Here is a 21000-nt window from a genome sequence, read left to right on the forward strand (position 1 = left end):
GTTTTTAAATGAGTGTGTGATAGCTCAAAATAATACGCCCGGGCTGCCTGCGAAAAAAGATCTTATCACGGATTCAGTAGTCATCACGGGTAACTGCTGGAGGTTCGTTCAGAAAGACTCACTTCCTTTGTTTATTATTGATGGAAGACCGTCTTCGTACGAAGAGATGATCGCTCTCGATATTAATACCATACAAACCGTGGATATTTTAAAAATGAAGAAGGTTGAATTCTTTTGTAATAACCCTACGACAAACGGTGTGGTCCTGGTCGTTACGAAACCCATTAAAGGACACCTTTTTCAGATCACTGATGCGGAGGATAATACTGGTGTAAATGCGGCTACCGTTACATTTACCGATCATAAAAATAATAGCATACGTGTTGTCGCAGACAGTGCCGGGAAGCTTCAGACAAGTGCACTGAAAAACGGTGTCGAATACAAAGTACGTGTGACTTCGGTCGGTTATAAAGACTTTACTACTGCCTATAAAAACTCCGACGAAAAAAAGACAGAACAATATCGTCTTTCACGCGAGGTAAAAGAAAATCAGGAAGTGATCGTAAAAAGCTATGGTTACCGTCGTATTTGGTGCCGGGGAGGATGTGGCGGAACGTTGGTAAAATATGCGCCATTGAAAAAAGCACTGAAGTCTGCAGGCAACAAAATGATTTCAAAAGTGTATCCCAATCCTGTAGTGAAAGGGAAGGAGTTTAAGGTCGAATTTCAGTCAGATGCCGTGCAGTCTTTACAGGTAAGGATCTTCAACTTAAATGGAACTCAATTGAGCAGCAGGTCTTATCATTCAATGGAAGGAGTGAATCGTATGGAGATACCTGTGCCTTCTCATTGGGCTTCCGGTTTGTATGCTGTCCAGGTGATTGATGATAATGGAGAATTGGTCATTCAAACGAAGGTTGTTGTTCAGTAAGCAACGCTGACCTTACTTATAAAACTTCTTTTGTTTCAACATAAACTTCTGCTATGAGAACGTCCTATATAATATTGATCTTATCGCTGTTGCATGCAACAGCTTCAGGACAGTGCGGCATCGCATATTCTCCCAAAAGTGACAGGGAGGGTAGAGAAGCTCTTGCAAAGAACTGTAAACCGATCGGGAACCGTCTATGGATCACTGCACGGGACGAAAATATAAATTCAGTCGGAGATCTCCCGAAGCCCCGGGGTGATATTTCAGGAAAAGCGACGATCCGGATCAGATGTGTACCGACGGTTCAGGAATCCGCTCCTCTCATGGTTATAGACGGTGAAATCTCTTTTCTTGATCTTAAAAGCGTGGATGTTAATTCAATTGGATCGATTGAGATTTTAAAAGGAGAAAAAGCCACTGCTTTATATGGGAGCCGTGGTGTTAATGGTGTGATCTGTATAACAACCATACCCAAAAAAGCACATACGTTTCAAATACTCGACAACGAAGACGATTCCGGGCTGAACGCTGCTACCGTGACATTTGTTGGTGACAAGCACGATAGCATCAGGTTGATGGCAGATGATAAGGGACGTTTGCAAGTTGGTACATTGAAGCCTGGCGTGGAGTATAACATGCATGTCAGTGCTGCAGGGTATCAAGACTTTGCCGTTTGCTATAAACTGTCGAAAGATACCATGAGCACTTATCGTCTGCTGCGTGACGTTAAGGAAAACGAAGAGATAATCGTCTCGTCTAAAACAATCTGCAGATTAAGAAGGCTGACTCAACAAATTTCTTCTGTGTGTAACGGAGATTTAATACGGAAAGAAGATCCTATTGCAACGATAACAACGAATTCGATGTCGGCAGACAGGTCTACAATATTTCCCAACCCGGTACGTAGAGGAATGAGGTTTAAGGTTGAGTTACATGCGGACGACGCCCTCCCAAAGCAGGTACAGGTCTTTAATCTTAGCGGGGCCTTATTGAGCAAGCAGATCTATGTTCCGGTAAAAGGAATCAACCTGATCGATGTACCTATGGCCTCTCAATGGGCTGCTGGTTTGTATACCGTATTGGTGACCGATCAGAAAGGAAAACTTTATTTGCAAAGCAAACTTCTTATTCAATAGTTATGGCAAAGAAATTTCAACTCAATGTACCAGATCCCTGTCAGGAGGATTGGAAAGAAATGAAGACAACAGGCTGCGGACGTTTCTGCGATTCCTGTCAGAAGACCGTTGTAGATTTTACAATGATGGACGATCAGCAGCTTGCGTTATTCTTTAAGAAAAATACGGAAAATGTTTGTGGAAGGCTCAGGGTGGATCAGCTATCGAAAGATCTTTTCGTACCCGCAAAAAAGATTCCCTGGTTCCGGTATGTGTTGAAAGCCATCATTCCTGCTGTTCTCTTTTCGAATAAAGGTTATACGCAAGGGGAAGTCCGGAAAACTATTCCCGAGACAACTCAAGCACCGGTAGACCAGGCAAAAAATCGGGTGATCGTAGGCGATACGATCAAGATAATACAAAGGACTATCAAAGGTCGGGTATCAGATGGGGAAGGGAATGCGGTTGTGGGTGCAACCGTGATGTTGCGTGGAACCAGTATAGGCACAGTCACAAAGGAAGACGGTTCTTTTCAGCTCAGAGTGGGTGAAAAGGATCGTTTAGCTCAGTTAGATGTTTCTTGTGTCGGATATGAGGCCAGGCTGTTTTCCTGTCCGGTTAATGACGTAGAAGTGAATGCAATGATCACCCTCGAACTTCAGGAAGCTGTGACCATGGGCATGGTAGCCGTACAAGTTGCACCACCTAAAAAAACAGTTCCGCCTGAATACATCGTCACCGATACAACTGTATTGAAGGTATTTCCAAATCCGGTTCTATCAGGCACATCGATTAACATTAAATTGGACGACACCTTCAACGAAGAGTACTATGAATTCCGGCTGGTCTCATTAAATGGGAGAACAATCTTTAAAAATAAGATCTGGATCGATAAGGACGCACGTGTGCTGAACATTGGCCTGCCTGCGGTAGCAGCCGGCCGGTATTTTGCCGTCCTGCACAATAAAAAACTGAAAAAAGAATATGCGCAGCAGGTTCTTGTAGTAAGATGATAAGGTCTTTATCTGGCAAGGCCTTTTTCCGGCTTGCATTGTAAAAGTCGTCTTAGAAAGATTTTCCTCGGTGCATGTACTATCGCTGGGCACACATTATTTCCTGAAAGCCGGATGAAAGTTCTCCAGGGTCTTTTTCAGGAATTCCCTGTCCAGATGGGTATAGATCTCTGTGGTCGTAATGCTTTCATGTCCCAGCATTTCCTGTACTGCCCTCAGATCAGCACCACCTTCTACAAGATGTGTAGCGAATGAATGCCGGAAAGTATGGGGGGATACGGTCTTATTGATCCCTGCTTTTTTTACCAGGCCCTTTATGATCAGGAAGATCATCACGCGCGACAATTTGGTGCCTCGGTTATTCAGAAAAACAATGTCTTCGTTCCCGGGTTTTGGTTGCGTGTGTACCCGGATATGTTTGAGATAGATGGTAAGATAATTGATCGCACTGCTTCCGATGGGAACCAGTCTTTCCTTGTCGCCTTTTCCCAATACACGGATAAAACCAACATCAAGATACAGTTGAGAGATCTTCAGGTTTACCACCTCACTTACCCGCAGGCCGCAACTGTACATTGTTTCAAGGATCGATTTATTACGCCCACCTTCTGGTTTGCTCAGATCGATCTGTGCAATGATCTCTTCTATTTCTTCATAACTAAGCACATCAGGAAGAGCCCGTTTCAGTTTGGGCGCTTCCAGCAGTACAGTAGGATCGGTCCGGCTGATATTTTCCAGCAGACAATATTTATAAAATGCTTTGATGCCGGAGATGATACGTGCCTGGGATGAGGATGTCATTCCCAGCTCATTGATCCATTTCAGAAATTTTTGCAGTTGTTTCAGGTCTACTTCCGCAGGATTGATCATCGTTGCTGTTTCCTGCAAAAACTGTGTGAGTTTATCTATATCCCGAAGATAGGCTTCAATAGAATTATCCGCCAGCGATTTTTCGAGCTGCAGGTATGCTTTGAAACCTTTTTTGTAGGGATCCCACATGAGAGAGGAGGGTTTGGAGCAAAGGTAGAGAAGGTTGAAAGTTTAAGGGTTTAAGAGTTTAAAGTTTAAGGGTTAAGTGATGCATCTCACTCAACTCTTAAACTTTCAAACTTTTAAACTTCATTTCTTTTCCGCTTACTTCAGCTCTATCGTCTTGCTGAGCGGTTTCCATTCGTCACCAATTTTTATTTTCGCCCAGATGCTGGTAGAGGTAACGTTGATCGAGTCGATATGCTCATGGATCGCGTCGTAATCGATCTCAAGTCTTTGTCCAAATGTCATCATGGCCTGTTTGCCTGTTGCCATGTCTTCCACGAACAGGTTGCCGCGGTCAGAGTAGGCGATCAATCCTTTTTCTACAGCGAATTTAGGATCAAATGAGTTGAGTGCACTGCTTTTGCGGTCAAGCGGGTCACGTTTGTTGAAAGGGAATTTCAACAGGTAGCCACGGCCGTTGGCGCAATCATTGAACGTTACCCACGCATAGCTGGTGTCTTTGATGTAACAGCTGACAGCTGCGGGATTGAGTTTTACCTGAACGCCAACGAGGTCTTTGATGCCCATTTTCCTGTTAGAACCAAAACCTGAATAGCTCCAGGTGATGGAATCTGCATTACAGTCAGTTCCGCTGATATATACATAAGGTTTCAGCTCATGCGCTTCATCAACGAACTTTAAACTGTCTTTAAAACAAATAGTGTCGCAAAAAACTTTTGGGCCACTTGCTGATTTGCAGGAAGTGAAAGTCCAGGCAATGACGGAGGCAGATAGGAGAAGTAATAAGATCTTCATATAAGCAAAGTTTACGAATGAAACGCAAATGCTCGCGAAAGGCCGCGAATAAACGCGAATATAATACTAGACCAGAGGAGTTGCTAGTAATCCCGGGAAATATTAATGGCTTTTTAATCGAACGCGAATGAACTCGAAGAACCGCGAATTTTCGCGGATATAGTCTTTCGGTATCGTCATATTCTCGAATTGCAGCGCTTTTCAGGTCTTATAGTTCATTATTCGTGCTCATTCGCGGCCATTGGTGTTAATTCGCGTCTGCATCTTTTGAACCATCTTATAGGTTGCCGGGCAAAACTCTACATTTTGTTTGTGTACGTGTACGTAATCTTTTAATTTTTTCTGAAGGTGGGGAAAACCGGCGCAGTCGGCCGGGCGGACGGCATAGATGCTGCACTTATTGTCTTTCAGATTTAGGAACTGGCAGGGTTCGGTTTTGTTGATCCAGTCCCGGTCGCCACCCTTTTCCCGGCGCAGCCATTGGTTGGAAAACTCTTCGGTTGTCTGACCAAAGTGTTTGGATATTCGCTTGATGTCGGCCACATTGAACGTGGGCGTCATCGTCTTGCAGCAATTCGCGCAGGTAAGGCAATCCACTTCCGCCCATACTTCTTTCTCTAATACGGCAGTGGTTTTCTCAATACCACGGGGAGGTTGCTTTTCTAGCTTGCTCAGAAAGCGGCGTAACGTTCCCTTATTTTTTGCGGCAGCTTTTTTAAAGGCGCGAAGATTGATTGCATCCATACGCTAATTTACGCGAATGCCCTCGAATAAACGCGGATAGTGAATGCTTCTGTTTTGAAAGTGTGTCCTGTTAAGAATGACTTGGTGGTCATTCGTGTTACAGGTAGATATCCTGGAGCAGGAAGAACTCTGGCGGCTTGTATTTATGTATGGTAATGGCGACGATATCATATTGCAGCCACTGGTATTGCGGGTTGCGTGACAGGTACTGGTCAGCAGCGCGCTGCAGGTGTTTGAACTTTTTACGGTTCACACTGTCTTCGGGATAGGCGCCGGGAAAATATTTACGTGATTTGACTTCGATAATATGAAGGGTGCTTCCTTTACGGGCGATGATATCTATTTCATAGTAAGAATATCTCCAGTTGACCTGCAGGATATCATATCCCTGCTCCTTTAGCCAGGCAGCCGCCATTTTTTCTCCCTCTTCTCCGATTTTATTATGTAATGCCATAGTGTATCTTTACTTTTTTAGCAAGGTAAAAGCATCTATATGGCGAACATTGGGAAATTAACAGGAACTGTAAAGCATTATGACTGGGGCGGAGCCGTTTTTATACCGGCTTTGCTTGATGTTTCAAACACGGAAAACAAACCTTTTGCGGAGTATTGGCTGGGTGTGCACCCCCAGGCTGATTGCAAAATTGTATTTCCTGATGGGAATAATACATTGTTCCGCGATTATATCAACGCAAATGCAGAAGGATTGCTGGGCACGAATGTGTACAAACAATTTGGGAGTGTACCATTTCTTTTGAAAGCACTCGATGTGAATGATATGCTTTCAATCCAGGTACACCCTTCAAAGGCTGCCGCGGAAAAGGATTTCGCCGCAGAGAATGCAGCCGGGGTGCCGCTTGATTCCCCTCAACGTAATTATAAAGACACCAATCATAAACCGGAGCTGATGGTGGCAATGGGGGATTTCTGGCTGCTGCACGGATTCCGTCCGCCTGCATCCATGAAAGAGATTATTGCCGGCGTTCCTGAACTGGAATTCCTGCTACCGGTATTTGCCGACAATAACTACACGGCGGTTTATCAACTCGTAATGGAAATGCCGGCGGAAGAAGTGAACAGGCGCCTTGAACCATTGCTCGCGCGTATTCTGCCACTATATGAGTCTGGTAAGATCAGTAAATCAAATCCTGATTACTGGGCGGCAAAAGGACACCTTACCTTCTCGAAGCCGGGTAAAACTGACCGTGGGATTTTCTCTGTCTATCTTTTCAACCTGGTTGAGGTGAAGCAGGGACAGGCTGTATTCCAGGATGCAGGGGTGCCACATGCCTATCTGTTTGGTCAGAACATTGAGATCATGGCGAGTTCTGACAACGTACTGCGTGGTGGACTGACCAATAAACATATTGATGTGAAAGAATTGCTGAAGCACACAAAGTGTGAACCAACTTATCCCGATATTTTGAAAGGAGAGAAGACGGGCCCCTACACTGTGTACAAAACGCCGGCACCCGAGTTTGAACTCGGCTCCTTCAACCTGAAAAAAGGTGAATCAGCATCCTTCAATCTTGTAACAACAGAAGTATTCCTACTTGTAAAAGGTGCGGTGACCGTTGCCAGCGGCGGAAGCACGGTAGAGGTCCATATCGGGGAGCCTTCAGCAGTGCTTTTTCCGGGGAACGATATTGTTCTTACTGCTATTGAGGACAGCCTTGTATTCAAGGCAACCGTTCCCGGAGCTTAAAACGCCTCCCCCGAAGCCGGTTGTAAAAGAAAGGCATACCGCACTACTACGATAGTGCGCTATTTGCCGGCTTCCCGGTAAAATAAAACGGAAAGTTGGAATGGGTAAGTGGCGTTTACAGTCGGAAAAGTAAACAGAGCTGCGGTATACCAGGGTTTTAAAAGGAATGGTTTCCGGTTTCCTGTTAAATATTTACCTTTGCCTGTCTCTTTCATAAGAGAAAAAATCTTACTATATGAAGTTGAATAAATCAACCATCTGGGCTTTTGTAATTCTGTTAATAGTTGCTGCATTATATCGCAGTTGGGAAGGCCGCCCTTTCGGGTTTGCTCCTCAGATGGCGATGGCGCTGTTTGGTGGTGCGGTGATCAGTGATAAACGTTTTGCAGTCCTTCTGCCTGTTCTCTCACTGTTCCTGTCAGACATGCTTTACCAGGTATTGTATATGAATGGTCTTAGCCCTATCCAGGGATTTTATGAGGGACAATGGGTGATCTACCTGCTTTTTGTCGGCATCACATTCTTTGGTATGCTGATGAAAAAGATCGATCTGAAGAACATTCTTGGTTTTACGATCAGTGGTTCGATCATCTTTTTCCTGGTTTCCAACTTTGCCGTTTGGGCAGGTGGCGGAGGCCTGAAAAGACCAAGAACGCTTGAAGGCCTGGGGCAGTGTTATGGAGATGCGCTCGCATTTTTCCGTGACTATGGTGTGATCAAAGGATTTGTTGGCAATCAGCTCATCGGCGACCTGTTCTTTAGCCTGGTATTGTTTGGCGCGTTTGCTTTAGCAAGAAACTTCTTCATCCGCCCGGCTGTGAAGACAGCCTGATAGTGGAGCGAAAAATATCAGAAGGTTCCTGTGAGTAAGATCACGGGAACCTTTTTGTTTTGAAAGAGGTTCCGTAGGGGCCCATAGGTTTCAGAAGTTTCGGAGGTTTGGAACGTGTCCTACGCACTGTGTAAGTAACGCAACGATACGCGACGAGCGCGTTACTAATAAGCTCACGGAATAAAAAAGAGGTTTAACAAGAGGGAAGAATACTTCCTGATTTATTAAACCTTTTATGCTTATAGCTAAATAAAACCTCTGAAACCTTCCAAACCTTCCCCCAACCCGCTTCGCTACCCATTTCTCTCAGCTTCATAACCTGTATCGGGAATAAGTCCGCCTCCATCTGCGGCCGCTGTAGCGAGTTCATCGCAACGGTTATTATGGGGGTTATTGGCATGGCCTTTCACCCATACAAACTTTAGGGTATGTTTTTTGGCAAGTTTGGAAAATAGGGTCCAAAGATCTTTGTTCTTCTTACCACCTTTGAAATCAGTCGCCAGCCAGTTTTTCAACCATCCCTGTTCCACCGCTTTCACCACGTACTGGCTGTCTGAATAAACAGTAACGTTCATACCATCGTTTTTAAGTGCCTGAAGCCCGGCGATGACCGCCATCAGTTCCATGCGATTATTAGTGGTGAAACGATAGCCCTGGGAAAGTTCTTTGCGATGAGGACCCGCCATAAGTATTGTCCCGTATCCGCCCGGGCCGGGGTTACCTCTTGATGATCCGTCTGTATATATCGTGATAGTCTGGGACATTGATGCGAAATGATCTTTTATTGAGTTGTTTTATTCAGGGGCAAATCTCGCGAATCAGCAGTTGAACACAATGAGGAAAACACGAAATAATTCGGGAAAAAACCTGGTGGAAAGTAAAAACTAAAAAGCGAAAAGTAAAAAATAGCTCACGGTGAAAGGACTTGTTCTTATCACCGTGAGCTATTTTTTACTTTTAACTTTTCTATCCTAGACCTGGAATACACCTGTTCTCAGATCTCGCATATAGGGATTGTGATTTGCAGCATTGATGCCTTCGGAGATCAGTAATCTTGTATCTGCGGGATCGATGATATCATCTACCCAAAGACGCGCAGCGGCATAATAAGGGGAGGCTTGTTTTTCGTAACGGCCTTTGATCTCATTCAGCAGTTCCTGTTCCTGAGCCGGGGTAACTTCTTTGCCCTGGGATTTCATTCCGGCTACCTGGATCTGGGCCATCGTTTTTGCCGCCTGGTCGCCACCCATTACGGCAATTTTCGCTGTAGGCCATGCATAAATGAAACGGGGATCATAGGCTTTTCCGCACATCGCATAGTTGCCAGCACCGTATGAGTTGCCGGTGATGATCGTGAATTTTGGTACAACTGAGTTGGCTACAGCATTTACGAGTTTCGCGCCATCTTTAATGATGCCGGCGTGTTCGCTGCGGCTGCCTACCATAAATCCTGTTACATCCTGCAGGAATACGAGCGGGATCTTTTTTTGGTTGCAGTTCAGAATGAATCGTGCCGCTTTATCGGCGCTGTCATTATAGATCACGCCACCCATCTGCATTTCGCCTTTTTTACTTTTAACGATCTTGCGTTGATTGGCGACGATGCCTACTGCCCATCCATCTATACGGGCATATCCGCAGACGATGGTCTTTCCATAATCTTCCTTATACTCATCAAACACGGAATTATCCACAATGCGTTCAATGAGATCAACTACGTCATATGGTTTGCCATCAGTCGGAAAAAGGCCATACAGATCCTGCGGATCTTTTTTAGGCGCGGCAGGTGCGATCCGGTCAAAGCCTGCTTTTTCTTTCTCACCCAGCATAGACATGATCTTCTTTACCTGGTTGAGGCATTCCTGTTCAGTTTTGAATTTATAATCGGCGATCCCTGAGATCTCTGTATGCGTAACAGCGCCGCCGAGTGTTTCTGCGTCAATATCTTCGCCGATGGCAGCTTTTACGAGATATGGTCCGGCGAGAAAGATCGATCCGTTATTTTCCACCATCAGGGTTTCATCGCTCATAATAGGAAGATATGCGCCGCCGGCAACGCATGCGCCCATCACAGCAGCGATCTGTGTGATACCCATGCCGCTCATCTGTGCGTTGTTACGGAAGATTCGTCCGAAATGCTCTTTGTCAGGGAAGATCTCATCCTGTAAAGGGAGATAAACGCCTGCGCTGTCTACGAGATAGATCACGGGAAGATGATTTTCCATCGCGATCTCCTGCAGCCTCAGATTTTTCTTTCCGGTAATGGGAAACCATGCACCGGCTTTTACGGTCTGGTCATTTGCGAGAATAACGCACTGGCGTCCGCTGACATAACCTATACCTGCAACTGTGCCGCCCGCGGGGCAGCCGCCTTCTTCTTTATACATCTCATAACCGGCAAAAGCGCCGATCTCTATAAATGGAGAATCCTTATCTACGAGGTATTCGATCCGCTCCCGTGGGGTCAGCTTGTTCTTTTCTTTCTGTTTGGCCTGTGCCTTTTTACCCCCGCCTTCAAAGATCTTTGCAAGCTTTTGGCGGCGGTCACTGAGAAGGAGTTTCAGGTTGTCTTCGTTACGGTTGAATTCGATATTCATATTACAGATCGTTGTGCGACAAAGATAGGGCGGTAGAGGAGAAGTGGAGGATTTAAGCACCAGGGATCTGATCAAGGGAGGAATCTGACTCAAACCTTTCAATGGCGGACCCATAGCAAGGGTAGGCCGATGGCCAAAGCACAGGAGCCTCGCTGTTTGATAAGGTCGGCTATCTGCCTGCGATAGTGGCCACTTAGTATATAAAAAAGGAAAAGCCTGCTTGGTAGCAGGCCTTTCCTTTTTTATATCTCATCTATTAGAAGTTCAGACGGAAGCCAAGCTGGCTCGTCCAACGTGCGCTGTTGAATACGCCATCAGAGATGTTATACGGACGTCCATTCACAGGAGGCGTAAAACGATACTGAGGAGTAAGATTGGTTGTCGCGTTCACGTAGCTGGCCATGTCAAGTATGATCGACTGGTCATTGCTGATGAAGTATTGTTTACCCCAATCTCTGTTCAGCATGTTTGTGAGGTTGAACACATCATACGTAACCTGGAGCTGATACGTTCTGCCGGCGATCTTAACGTTGAAATCCTGCTGGATCTTCAGGTCGATCACATTGGTGAAAGGCAGGCGCGCACCGTTACGGTCAGCATACTGGCCACGGCGTTTGCTCAGGTATTTGTCGTTTTCGATGAATTCATTGAACAAAGCTCTTTGCTGATCAGGAGTGTATGTAACACCACCGACTGTGTTGTTCAGGAAGATCATCTGGGACAACTGAGCTTCTGTAGGAACAAAGATCAGGTCATTTGTTTCGTTATTGTCAAGGTCACGAACCATACCGCGGTTCAGCACATAGCTGTAAGCGTTACCTGACTGACCATTGTACACGAGAGAAACTGTTGTAGCCATCTTACCTTTCAGGTAGTTGAACTTCTTAGCTGCATAAGCGAAGATGCGGTGACCCGGATCATAGTCGCTCGTAGAAAGCGTCAGGAAGTTACGGCCATTAACGCTCTCGATGAATCTCCACTGAGAGTTGTTCTGAGAGCTGGTACCTTCATTCAGCACCTGTGAAGCACCATAAGAATAGTTGGCATTAAATGACCAGCCATTGCTCCAGGCTTTGTCGATCGTACCGGTAAGGCTATAGTAGTAACCTTTTCTGCCCTTGTTGTTCGTCAAAAGGTAGATACCTGTATAAGGAGTAGTACCGTTAGCACGCAAAGGAATTGGAGCTGCAAGGCTACCGCTGAGGTCATAAACGTTACGTACGTCAGCACCTACAGATTGTTTTGTAGGTGGCAGGTTGCCTACGTTCTTATAATCGATCTCATTGATGTTCTTGGTGAAAATACCTTCGATCGTGAATTTCCATCCTTTTCCGAGGGTTTTATCCACTGCAAGAGAAGTTTTGAAAACGCGGTTGATCTTGAAATTTTTTGAAACAAGATCGATCTGACCAGAAGGAGAAGCTACGTTGATACCGAAGTCAGAAGCAGTGTACTGGTTGAAAGGATCAGAGCGGAATGTCACGTTGCTGCGCGCAATACCACCTACGCTGATACCATTGTTGTTGTACACACCACCAGGCCATACGAGCGGGTTGCGGCCGGTAAACCAACCACCACCACCACGGATGGTGATCCCTTCGTCACGAAGTTTGTATACAAAACCGAAACGCGGGCTGATCGCTGTCTGAGGAGCTGCGATCTGACCTGAACGTGCACCATCAAGATCATAGTACTGGCCGATCTTAGCCAATGCAGTATCGTTGAAGAATGGGTCTGTTCTTGGAGTGGTCAGGAAGCGGAAATGGTCAGCGCGGATACCGAGCGTCAGGGTCAGGTCATCATTAACCTTGAACTCATCCATTGCAAACACCGCAAGGCGGAGTGCGTTGAATTTTGCAGCTGCGTTGATAGATTCATCACCTGATTTACCTGGATCGAGCAGGGAATAAGACCTGTTATATGTTTGAGCAGGTGCATTCGTCAGGAAGGCGTTCAGGTTTGAATAAACATAAGAACCATAGTTCTGACGGATGAATATGTTGGTAGAACTGCTGAACTCGTTATCTGTACCAAAAGAGAGCGTATGTTTCCCTTTGTACATTTTGTACACGTCAAATAACGCATAGTTGTTTTGCTTCAACAGGTTACCTGTAGAGAATTCTTCTGTACCAAAAACGATCTGGCCAGCACCATCAGTGATGGATACACGTGGGAACGGATTGCCGAGTGCACCACGGTCATCTTTCTGATTCGTGAAGGTCAACAGAAGTTTGTTGTTGGAATTGTTCTTGAAACGGGAATTCAACTCGATCGAACCAGAGTTGGTCAGCGCCGGCATCACATAACCGTTATTATAGAAGTTGATGGTTGATGCACTAGAGCGGGTTGTATTGTTACGCAGACCGTCAGTATTGCGGTAGCTAACGCTCAGTTTGTTGGTATTGTTGATATTCCAGTCGATTTTCGTCGTGATCCTGTTTGCTTCAACCCTTTCAGGGTTGTCAACATAACCCCCCGGATCATATCCGTAAGTATTTCTGAGGTAGTCCGCCAATCCCTGGATCTGAGCCTGGCTTGAGGCACCGTTGTATGTGCTTGTGTTGAAAGGCTGAGGTCTTGTATCACGCTGGATCTCACCACTCAGGAAGAAGAACAGTTTATTTTTGATGATCGGGCCGCCAACGCGGATACCATATGTCTCGTTCTTGAAATCAGCCAGTTTGGTCGCTGCACTTTTGTCAACACCCGGAGTTTTACCGGAAAGATTCTGGTTTCTGAAGAAATAGTAAGCAGAACCAGTAAAGGTGTTTGTACCGCTGCGGGTCGTAGCATTGATACCGCCACCCGTGAAGTTCCCTAGGGACACATCATATGGAGAGAGTACGACCTGGAACTGGTCGATCGCATCCATGGAGATCGGTGCGATACCTGCCTGGCCACCATTGGTACCAGAGCCCGCGAGACCGAAAACGTCATTATTTACAGCACCATCAATATAGAAAGAGTTGTAGCGGTTGTTCTGACCACCAAGGGAGATACCACCATCAACGGAGTTCACCTTCGCCTGTGGTACATAACGGAGATAGTCGGACAGGTTACGGCCTACCGTGGGGAGGTTAGCCATCTTGTCGCGACCAACAGTCGTTTCTGCACCGCCTTTAGCGCCTTCAGCCGCTCTGCGCGTACCAGCAACTACAACTTCCTTAAGTTCAGCTGCTTTTTCGCCCATTACAAACTCCTGTGTGCTTGTCTCACCCAGCGAAAGGATGATGTTTTCATGTGTGGTTGTTTCCATTCCGACAAATGAAACCTGCACCTTGTAAGGACCCCCGGGGGCGAGGTTTGCAAGGTCAAAACGGCCGCCGGAACGCGTAATACCGGTGTAAGTCACACCAGTAGCAGTGTTCGTCACCGTGATAGAGGCGCCGACAAGCGGTTCGCCGGTACCCGACTTGACCGAAACGGAAATTGTACTTGTGGTTGTCTGCGAGAATAGCGTAGGGGAGATGAACGCCAATGCAATAACCAAGAGGAATTTAATTCTCTTAAGCATGATTAGTTAAATTTTTCGTGATTGTGGTGCAAAGAAAGGGAATATTCCCTTTCTACCCGTTGGCAAAATATTAACAAATTGTCACGTAACCTGTTGAACGGAGGACAGGCTGGTAGGGCATTTCGCTGCATAAGCTTTTACGGGTATAGCACGATTGTAACCTTTTCTGACACGATATAACGGTCTGTTCCAAGTGCCGGTGAAGACAATAAATGCCCTGAAAGGCACGAAACTATAAGTTAAGTTTCAAAAGCCCCGACCTACCCATCAAACGCAGGCTACCGGCGGCCACTGGAAATGAGGGCGATATTAAAAGAAAGGGTTATCTATGCAAGTTAAATCAACTTTCACCGCCTTTCGTTGTTTATTACCTTTGCAAAAATTCTGATTATGTTTGATTCGATAGAGGAGGCTATAAAAGATATACGTGACGGTAAGATGATCATAGTTGTTGATGATGAAGATCGTGAGAATGAAGGCGATTTTATTGCAGCAGCCGGAGCAATTACCCCTGAAATAGTGAACTTCATGAGCAAGAACGGCCGCGGACTCATCTGTGTTCCCCTGCCGGAAGACCGCTGCGATGAACTCGGCCTGGAGCTGATGGTATCTAATAATACCGCACTTCATGAAACGGCATTCACTGTTTCGGTCGACCTGCTGGGGCATGGCTGCACTACCGGCATTTCCGCACACGATCGTGCTAAAACAATTCTTGCGTTGAATGATCCGGCGGTTGATCCCAAAGACCTGGGCCGGCCCGGTCATATTTTCCCGCTCCGGGCAAAAAAAGGTGGTGTACTCAGACGCGCTGGGCATACAGAAGCAGCGGTTGACCTTGCCCGCCTGGCTGGATTCCCGGCTCCCTATGGCGGCGTGCTGGTAGAGATCATGAACGATGACGGTTCCATGGCCCGCCTGCCCGAACTCCTTGAAGTAGCGCAGAAATTCGGATTCCGGATCATTTCTATTAAAGATCTGATCGAATACCGAGTAAAACGTGATTCGCTCATCGAAGAGATCGTTCGCGTAAACATGCCGACCAAATACGGCGATTTCAAACTGGTGGCGTTCCGCGAAAAGAATTCCAGCAATGAACACCTGGCCCTCATCAAAGGAGAATGGGAAAAGGACGAACCTGTTCTTACCCGCGTTCACTCCTCCTGCTTTACCGGGGATATCCTCGGATCGCTTCGTTGCGATTGTGGTGAACAGCTTCACAAAGCCATGGAAATGGTACAAAATGAAGGAAAAGGTGTCATACTGTACATGAACCAGGAAGGCCGCGGCATCGGCCTGCTCAACAAACTGAAGGCTTACCGTCTGCAGGAAGAAGGGATGGACACGGTGGAAGCAAACCTTCACCTGGGCTTCCAGATGGATCAGCGCGATTATGGCGTAGGAGCTCAGATACTTCGCTCACTCGGGATCTCCAAACTCAAACTCATGAGCAATAATCCCCGCAAAAGAGTTGGCCTGATCGGATACGGACTGGAAGTTGTTGAAGCAATTCCTATCCGCATTGAACCCAACCCGCATAATGAAAAGTATTTACAGACGAAAAGAGATAAGCTGGGACATGAGTTGAATCAGCTGGGGTAGTAAAGTAAAAAGTCAAAATTAAAAAGTAAAAAATAGCTCGGGAGGTAAGGATGGATTCCTTCTATCCGAGCTATTTTTTACTTTTTAATTTTGACTTTTTACTTTATTCGTCGAGTCGGGCAATATCGCCGGCGCCTGCGGCAAACTATCCTTTTCATTCTTCTTCCTCTTTTTCCCCTTAGCCCCGAAGAAATCTCCCAGCGTATCAAATTCCTTCCTGTAAGCGATGTTCGCACCGGAACGTTTTGTTCTGGCAGCACCTGTACTGCTCGTAGTGAGATAGTCAAGGTTCTGACGATAGAAGAAGCTGGCCCTGATCGTTCCACTTTGGTTGATCAGCCATTCCGCAGTTACATCCGGAAGGAACTGCACGTTTTGCTGGATAGTGGCCTGTAATGGAACATCCAGGTTACTGCCCAGTGTTACGATAAAGCGATCGTTGAAGAGTGAGATCGGTACGTTCACATTGAAAGTACTCTGGTTGATGTTAAAATTGTTGCTGCTTTGCTGATCCAGCAGGTTACGGTTGTAAACAGATCCACTGAAGTTTATGCTCACATTATCCGTCTTCAGGATCTTCGATAACTCACTGTTCAGTTTTTTGTTGATCTCGTTAAAGAATAATCCTGACAAACTCGAGATGGTGCTGTATGTAAGCTCATTGATCGCGGAGCCGAGACCATTTGGATTTACAGTATTTTCCGGCGGCGCAAAACTGTTGAATACGATCAGGTAGGTTACCTGTCTGTTGATCTCATTCTCATTCTTCTCCATTTGCTGGATATTGGACTGAACTGAGAAATCCTGGCTGACCCTGCTATTTGCCGGGAATTCAAGATGGAATTTGAAATCGGGCTTGAACAGATCTCCGGAGAGATTTGCCACCACATGCACATCTTCACGTACTCTTGAATAGGCCGGATCAAAACTCAGCGCACTTGCAAGTGGTGCAAAGCTTACCTGCGTGGCGGTGTACATCGCCTCGAACCTGATCTTTGCATCATACGGGTCCCCGCTCCAGGAGATGTTATTCACGGATCCCGGTTTGATCACGAACGGTTTTCTGAAGAATGACTGGAAGGTGAAAAGATAGCTGCCTTCCTGTATATCGAAGCTGCCGCGCATGCTCAGCTTTTCAGTAGTGCCTGAATGTATGTTGAGTGTGCCGTTTCCACGTCCTTCGATCTTATCACCTGTGAGATCGTCCAGTATCACTTTCACTGTTACGGCAGGGTTGGCTGTAACGTCTACATCGTAAGTGACATTGGCGGCACCGGCGGACAGGCTGCTGTCACTCATCTCGCGACCGTATTTTCTTTCCACCAGAAAATCGGCAATACCTGATTCGCGCAATTTGGACGATGGAATAGTCACTACGCTGCTGTCCGTCGTGGATGCGATCGCATCTATCTTCATGAAGATGTCTGACTGCGGTCCGGAAAGCGAGAAGGATCCTGTTCCTTTTACGCGTCCATAGAACTGCTGGTTATCGTTTACGTTTGTATTTAGTACCAGCACCGGTTTATTATTCTCCGCCCCGGTTGTATTGGGTTTACGCGTTGATACGGCGAGGTCAAAGAACATATCGCGGAATGCATTGTGCTGTATGCCCCCGGTAAGATAGATCGGGTTGCCGGTGGCCGTATCTTTCAGAATGATGCCGTCCAGCGGGATCTCATTCGACCGTAATTCAAGATCAGTATCCTGGATCTTATAGAAACACTGTGTGAAGATCACTTTCATCCCCGCATCCTGCAGTCTCCCTTTGCCGGTAACGTTAATCTTACTCAGTTCACCACGAAGATCGAAATCACCCGTAACGAAACCGGAGATATCCGTGAATAGAGTTCCCAGGAATCGTTCCAGTACGCTTAATTGAAAGTGATTTGCTTTGAGCGCGATCAGGTTTTTTTGCTGTTCTTCCGGTGAGCCAAGGAAAAGACCAAGGTCAAATGCCAGATCGCCATCGGGATTGACGGTTTTACCGTTTATTTTAAGGTTTTTTGTTCTGTTCTCGTAAGACAGAGATGCGGTGATATTACCAATGGAATCGTCATCCATGCGGGCGCTCTCTACCACGATGTCTTTCGAAGAAACATAGAGATTGTTGAAGGGATCTTCCACCATCAGGTTGCCGGAAACCAGTCCTTCGATCCTGTTCCGCGGTGCAAAAAATGGCGCAAAGTCGCCCACATTGATCTTCTTCAGTTCCACGATCAGGTCGTTCCAGTCCCCGGTCTCCGAAGGTTTCGTTCGCATCCTTACTTCCTGGTTGCCTTCCTGCAGCACCAATTGTCCTTTGGCGGGGATATTATTCCTGAATTCCAGCTCTCCGTTTTCCTCGATCGTCCAGGTCTTACTGTTCACCACAAACGAAGAAGGCTGCATTTCGATCTTTACGCCGTTGTCAAAGGTCAGTACGCGGGCATTCAGGTTGGCCCTGTTGATCGCCTGGTTGGCGCCGGTATAAAGTTTTACCAGTGATGTGTCATTCCGCGCCTCGATCCGGAAGATCGCAAGCGGAACGTTCAGGCTGTCGCTGATATTGATATTGGTTACAGAGCCAAACAGGGAGAGACTGTCTTCTGTTCCTTTGGCCGTTAACCTGAAATCATCAAAATTGTATTTCTGGTATTTGAACTGCGGGATCTCCACGTTCAGGTTAAGCTCATTGTCCCGTGTTCTCAGGTTACCATAAATATGCGCATTATCAAAGCCGGAAAAACTGGTATCGATCAGTTTGACATACTGGCCAACATATTTGGTGGTGATATCGAACGTAAGCGAATCATTTTCCGGAAGTCTGTTTGGCGGCTGAATATAGGAGGGGTAATACCTGTTCAGGAATAATTTGAATGCATCCGGTAGTTCACGGATATTAAAGTTGCCGGTGACCTTCGCTTCAAACTCGTTGGATTGAGCCTTCAGTGTTTTTACACCATTGAAGAATTCAGATGATACGATCAGCGAATCAAAGGGGAGCGGATCGCCGTCTTTCGATAAAGATGCTTCCGTAATGTTGGCATATCCTAAAAAGTTATCGATGCTGTTGCCGGTAAAATTGAGGTTGAACTTACCCGCAAAAGCAAGATCGTCATTGGTGAGATTAAGATTTTTAAGATTTGCTTTTTTTACTTCGGCGAGGAAGTTGAACCTGGGCACCGTTGTATCGCCAAAGTCGATAACCCCGTTCAGTGTAAGCTGTGCTTCCGGATCATCTATCGAGGCATTCCCTTCGAAACGTTTTTTATCAAGCGTTCCCTTCAGTACGATGTTATTGTACCGGTATCCGTTATAATCAGCGAAGCGGATCTTTCCGTCGAGATCGGTCCGCAATGTTTTTACATTGAAGCCGCGTCCACGAACCGAACCGTTGAGGGCAACAACCCCGATCTTGCTATCATTCAGAAACTCGCCCAGTTTGAAATAATCGGAAGCAATGGTGCCGGAATATACCGGTTGCTGATCAGCGGGAAGTTTCATGTTGAGGTCACTCGTGATCGTACCGAGGTTGGTCTGTATAGTACCAAATGTTACGAAGTCGCGTATAAATCCTGTAAAGTTCCCGTTGAAGCGAACATACCCGAGTTTTTTGAGATCGGGTTGAGTGATGCTGCGGATAGCGGGAACGAATGCGATCGCATCCCCGTAAGTAGTGCGGAATTCGTTTGCCTTGAAATCTATAAAGGTTTGATTGATGTCGGGAAGACCGGTCATGCTGATGTCTCCGTTCAGTAAAGTATTATTGCCAGCCTGTATGACGAGATTGCTGCCGAACAGATCATCTACAGCGCCGCGGATCACACCATTGAGTGTGATGTTCTTCTTCCATGTTTTCATCTCCGGTGCAAAGAAGGCAATATCATCGCTGTCCAGCTGTGTATCATCAAAATTTCCTTGCATTCTTACTGCATGGAGAAAGTCGTTCATGTCTCCGAATTCGGAGAAGTGCATGCTGAAATGATCTTTGATGATACTGTTGTTCGTTTTAAGACTAAGCCTGTTAAAACTCATTTCCTGCGGTGTGAGTTTCACATCCGCCACCATGGATTTTACTTCCAGGCCGCTTCGTTCCCTTGTTTGCAGGTTGAGCAGGGCTGTAACCGTATCTTTTTCCCAGCGAAGACCGCTAAAACTGGTGTTGATCTTTGCGAACTCGATATTCTTTCCGTCGAACACGCCGGCGATCTGCGGCCCGGCAGAAGCCGCACTGCTTTTGAACGTTCCATTCTGAATTTCCAGCTTTTCAGCTTCCACGATCCATCCGGCACTATTCCATTTCAGCAGTGAATCTGTTGATACGGGGATCACCGGCTCTTCATCGGTCACTAAATCTGCCGGTTTGCGGCGTTGATAATTATAGAGTGCGAAATATGGGTCTACAATGCTGAGCGAACCGAGTTTGATGGTTTTCCTCCCGAGATCAATATTTTCCGCATTCAGCGAAAAAGAAGAGAGGCGCACGGTCATATCCTGGCCCAGCCATCCATCTTTCTTTACAAAAGAAATATTCTTAAGATCAACTTCCTTGAGGTTGAGTTGTGTGGCATCTTCTGACTTACCGGAGGAGGGGGAGGTGAAGTAATCGACCAGGAACTGGTGGTTCCACACTGAATCGGAACGTTGCAGTTGGATCACGGCATCCGACAGGCCGATATATTTCAGTTCGATATTCTTTTTAAAGAAGAACCAGTCCGTAATACGGACCCGCACTTCACCTGCGTAAAGCAGCGTATCCTGTTTCAGGTCTTCCACCAGTACACCTTCGAGATGCATATTGTTGAACAGGGAGAAATCAACTTTCCTGATCTCGATCTTTGTGTGCAGGTCTTTCGAGAGGCGTTTAGTGACAACCCTGGTGATCCAGTTTTGCCCGAAAGGCGTCTGAATAAAGATCCACACTGCGATGATCAGCAGCAGGAGAGACAAAAAGATCCAGCCTATTATTTTTTTGAGCTTCTTCAGGACGTAATTCCGTTAAAGGTGCAAAAATAGTCAATCGCCGTGTAGGGGCAAATTTGGAACCGAAATCCTTCTTCGTTGTCCGTTATCCGTTCACCGTTGACCGGTTAAACCTGATATGGTTTAATCGGCAGCTTGAAATATAAATTGAATGTTTTTCGGACAACGGACAACGGTGAGCGGGCAACGATTGG

The 21000-nt window shown here is 46.3% G+C and carries 14 protein-coding genes; 6 read left to right on the top strand and 8 right to left on the bottom strand.

The genetic code is table 11. The annotated features are described in order from the left end of the window. Positions 1-16 precede the first annotated feature (16 nt). The 3 genes from LZZ85_RS28710 to LZZ85_RS23625 are packed head-to-tail and all read left to right on the top strand — an operon-like array spanning position 17 to position 3059. On the top strand, positions 17-931 hold the full coding sequence (locus LZZ85_RS28710) for a T9SS type A sorting domain-containing protein (RefSeq protein WP_237875939.1): 915 nt from the start codon (positions 17-19) through the stop codon (positions 929-931). A 53-nt stretch (positions 932-984) separates the two neighbouring features. After that, complete coding sequence (locus LZZ85_RS23620; protein WP_237875941.1) at positions 985-2067, top strand: T9SS type A sorting domain-containing protein; 1083 nt, start codon at positions 985-987, stop codon at positions 2065-2067. 2 nt (positions 2068-2069) lie between these two features. Continuing rightward, a complete protein-coding gene (locus LZZ85_RS23625) occupies positions 2070-3059 on the top strand; it encodes a carboxypeptidase-like regulatory domain-containing protein (protein ID WP_237875943.1) in 990 nt (329 codons plus the stop codon). Between the two features lie 96 nt (positions 3060-3155). Here LZZ85_RS23625 and xerD read toward each other — a convergent pair whose 3' ends face one another. The 4 genes from xerD to LZZ85_RS23645 all read right to left on the bottom strand — a co-directional run bounded on the left by xerD (position 3156) and on the right by LZZ85_RS23645 (position 6048). Then, complete coding sequence (gene xerD / locus LZZ85_RS23630; protein ID WP_237875945.1) at positions 3156-4058, bottom strand: site-specific tyrosine recombinase XerD; 903 nt, start codon at positions 4056-4058, stop codon at positions 3156-3158. A gap of 135 nt (positions 4059-4193) precedes the next feature. Next, on the bottom strand, positions 4194-4850 hold the full coding sequence (locus LZZ85_RS23635; protein WP_237875947.1) for a hypothetical protein: 657 nt from the start codon (positions 4848-4850) through the stop codon (positions 4194-4196). Positions 4851-5078: 228 nt separating this feature from the next. Beyond that, complete coding sequence (locus tag LZZ85_RS23640) at positions 5079-5594, bottom strand: YkgJ family cysteine cluster protein (RefSeq protein ID WP_237875950.1); 516 nt, start codon at positions 5592-5594, stop codon at positions 5079-5081. Positions 5595-5691: 97 nt separating this feature from the next. After that, the gene (locus LZZ85_RS23645; RefSeq protein WP_237875952.1) at positions 5692-6048 is read right to left on the bottom strand and encodes a YraN family protein; all 357 of its coding nucleotides are present in this window, start codon (positions 6046-6048) and stop codon (positions 5692-5694) included. 39 nt (positions 6049-6087) lie between these two features. On the opposite strand from LZZ85_RS23645, the gene manA reads away from it, so the two are divergent. Further along, the gene (gene manA, locus LZZ85_RS23650; RefSeq protein WP_237875954.1) at positions 6088-7299 is read left to right on the top strand and encodes a mannose-6-phosphate isomerase, class I; all 1212 of its coding nucleotides are present in this window, start codon (positions 6088-6090) and stop codon (positions 7297-7299) included. A gap of 235 nt (positions 7300-7534) precedes the next feature. Further along, positions 7535-8131, top strand: a complete 597-nt coding sequence (locus tag LZZ85_RS23655; RefSeq protein WP_237875956.1) for a DUF6580 family putative transport protein — start codon at positions 7535-7537, stop codon at positions 8129-8131. A gap of 293 nt (positions 8132-8424) precedes the next feature. On the opposite strand, the gene rnhA is transcribed toward LZZ85_RS23655, so the two are convergent. The 3 genes from rnhA to LZZ85_RS23670 form a co-directional block, all read right to left on the bottom strand. Next, the gene (rnhA, locus tag LZZ85_RS23660; RefSeq protein ID WP_237875958.1) at positions 8425-8895 is read right to left on the bottom strand and encodes a ribonuclease HI; all 471 of its coding nucleotides are present in this window, start codon (positions 8893-8895) and stop codon (positions 8425-8427) included. Positions 8896-9102: 207 nt separating this feature from the next. Beyond that, on the bottom strand, positions 9103-10728 hold the full coding sequence (locus tag LZZ85_RS23665; RefSeq protein ID WP_237875960.1) for an acyl-CoA carboxylase subunit beta: 1626 nt from the start codon (positions 10726-10728) through the stop codon (positions 9103-9105). 256 nt (positions 10729-10984) lie between these two features. Beyond that, on the bottom strand, positions 10985-14242 hold the full coding sequence (locus LZZ85_RS23670) for a TonB-dependent receptor (protein ID WP_237875962.1): 3258 nt from the start codon (positions 14240-14242) through the stop codon (positions 10985-10987). Between the two features lie 390 nt (positions 14243-14632). Between LZZ85_RS23670 and LZZ85_RS23675 the strand changes: the two genes are divergently transcribed. Further along, entirely contained in the window at positions 14633-15844 is a 1212-nt protein-coding gene (locus tag LZZ85_RS23675; protein ID WP_237875964.1) for a bifunctional 3,4-dihydroxy-2-butanone-4-phosphate synthase/GTP cyclohydrolase II, read from the top strand. Between the two features lie 84 nt (positions 15845-15928). On the opposite strand, the gene LZZ85_RS23680 is transcribed toward LZZ85_RS23675, so the two are convergent. Further along, complete coding sequence (locus LZZ85_RS23680; RefSeq protein ID WP_237875966.1) at positions 15929-20773, bottom strand: translocation/assembly module TamB domain-containing protein; 4845 nt, start codon at positions 20771-20773, stop codon at positions 15929-15931. Positions 20774-21000: the final 227 nt, after the last annotated feature.

The organism is Terrimonas ginsenosidimutans (genome assembly GCF_022012415.1).
GTDB lineage: Bacteria > Bacteroidota > Bacteroidia > Chitinophagales > Chitinophagaceae > Terrimonas_A > Terrimonas_A ginsenosidimutans.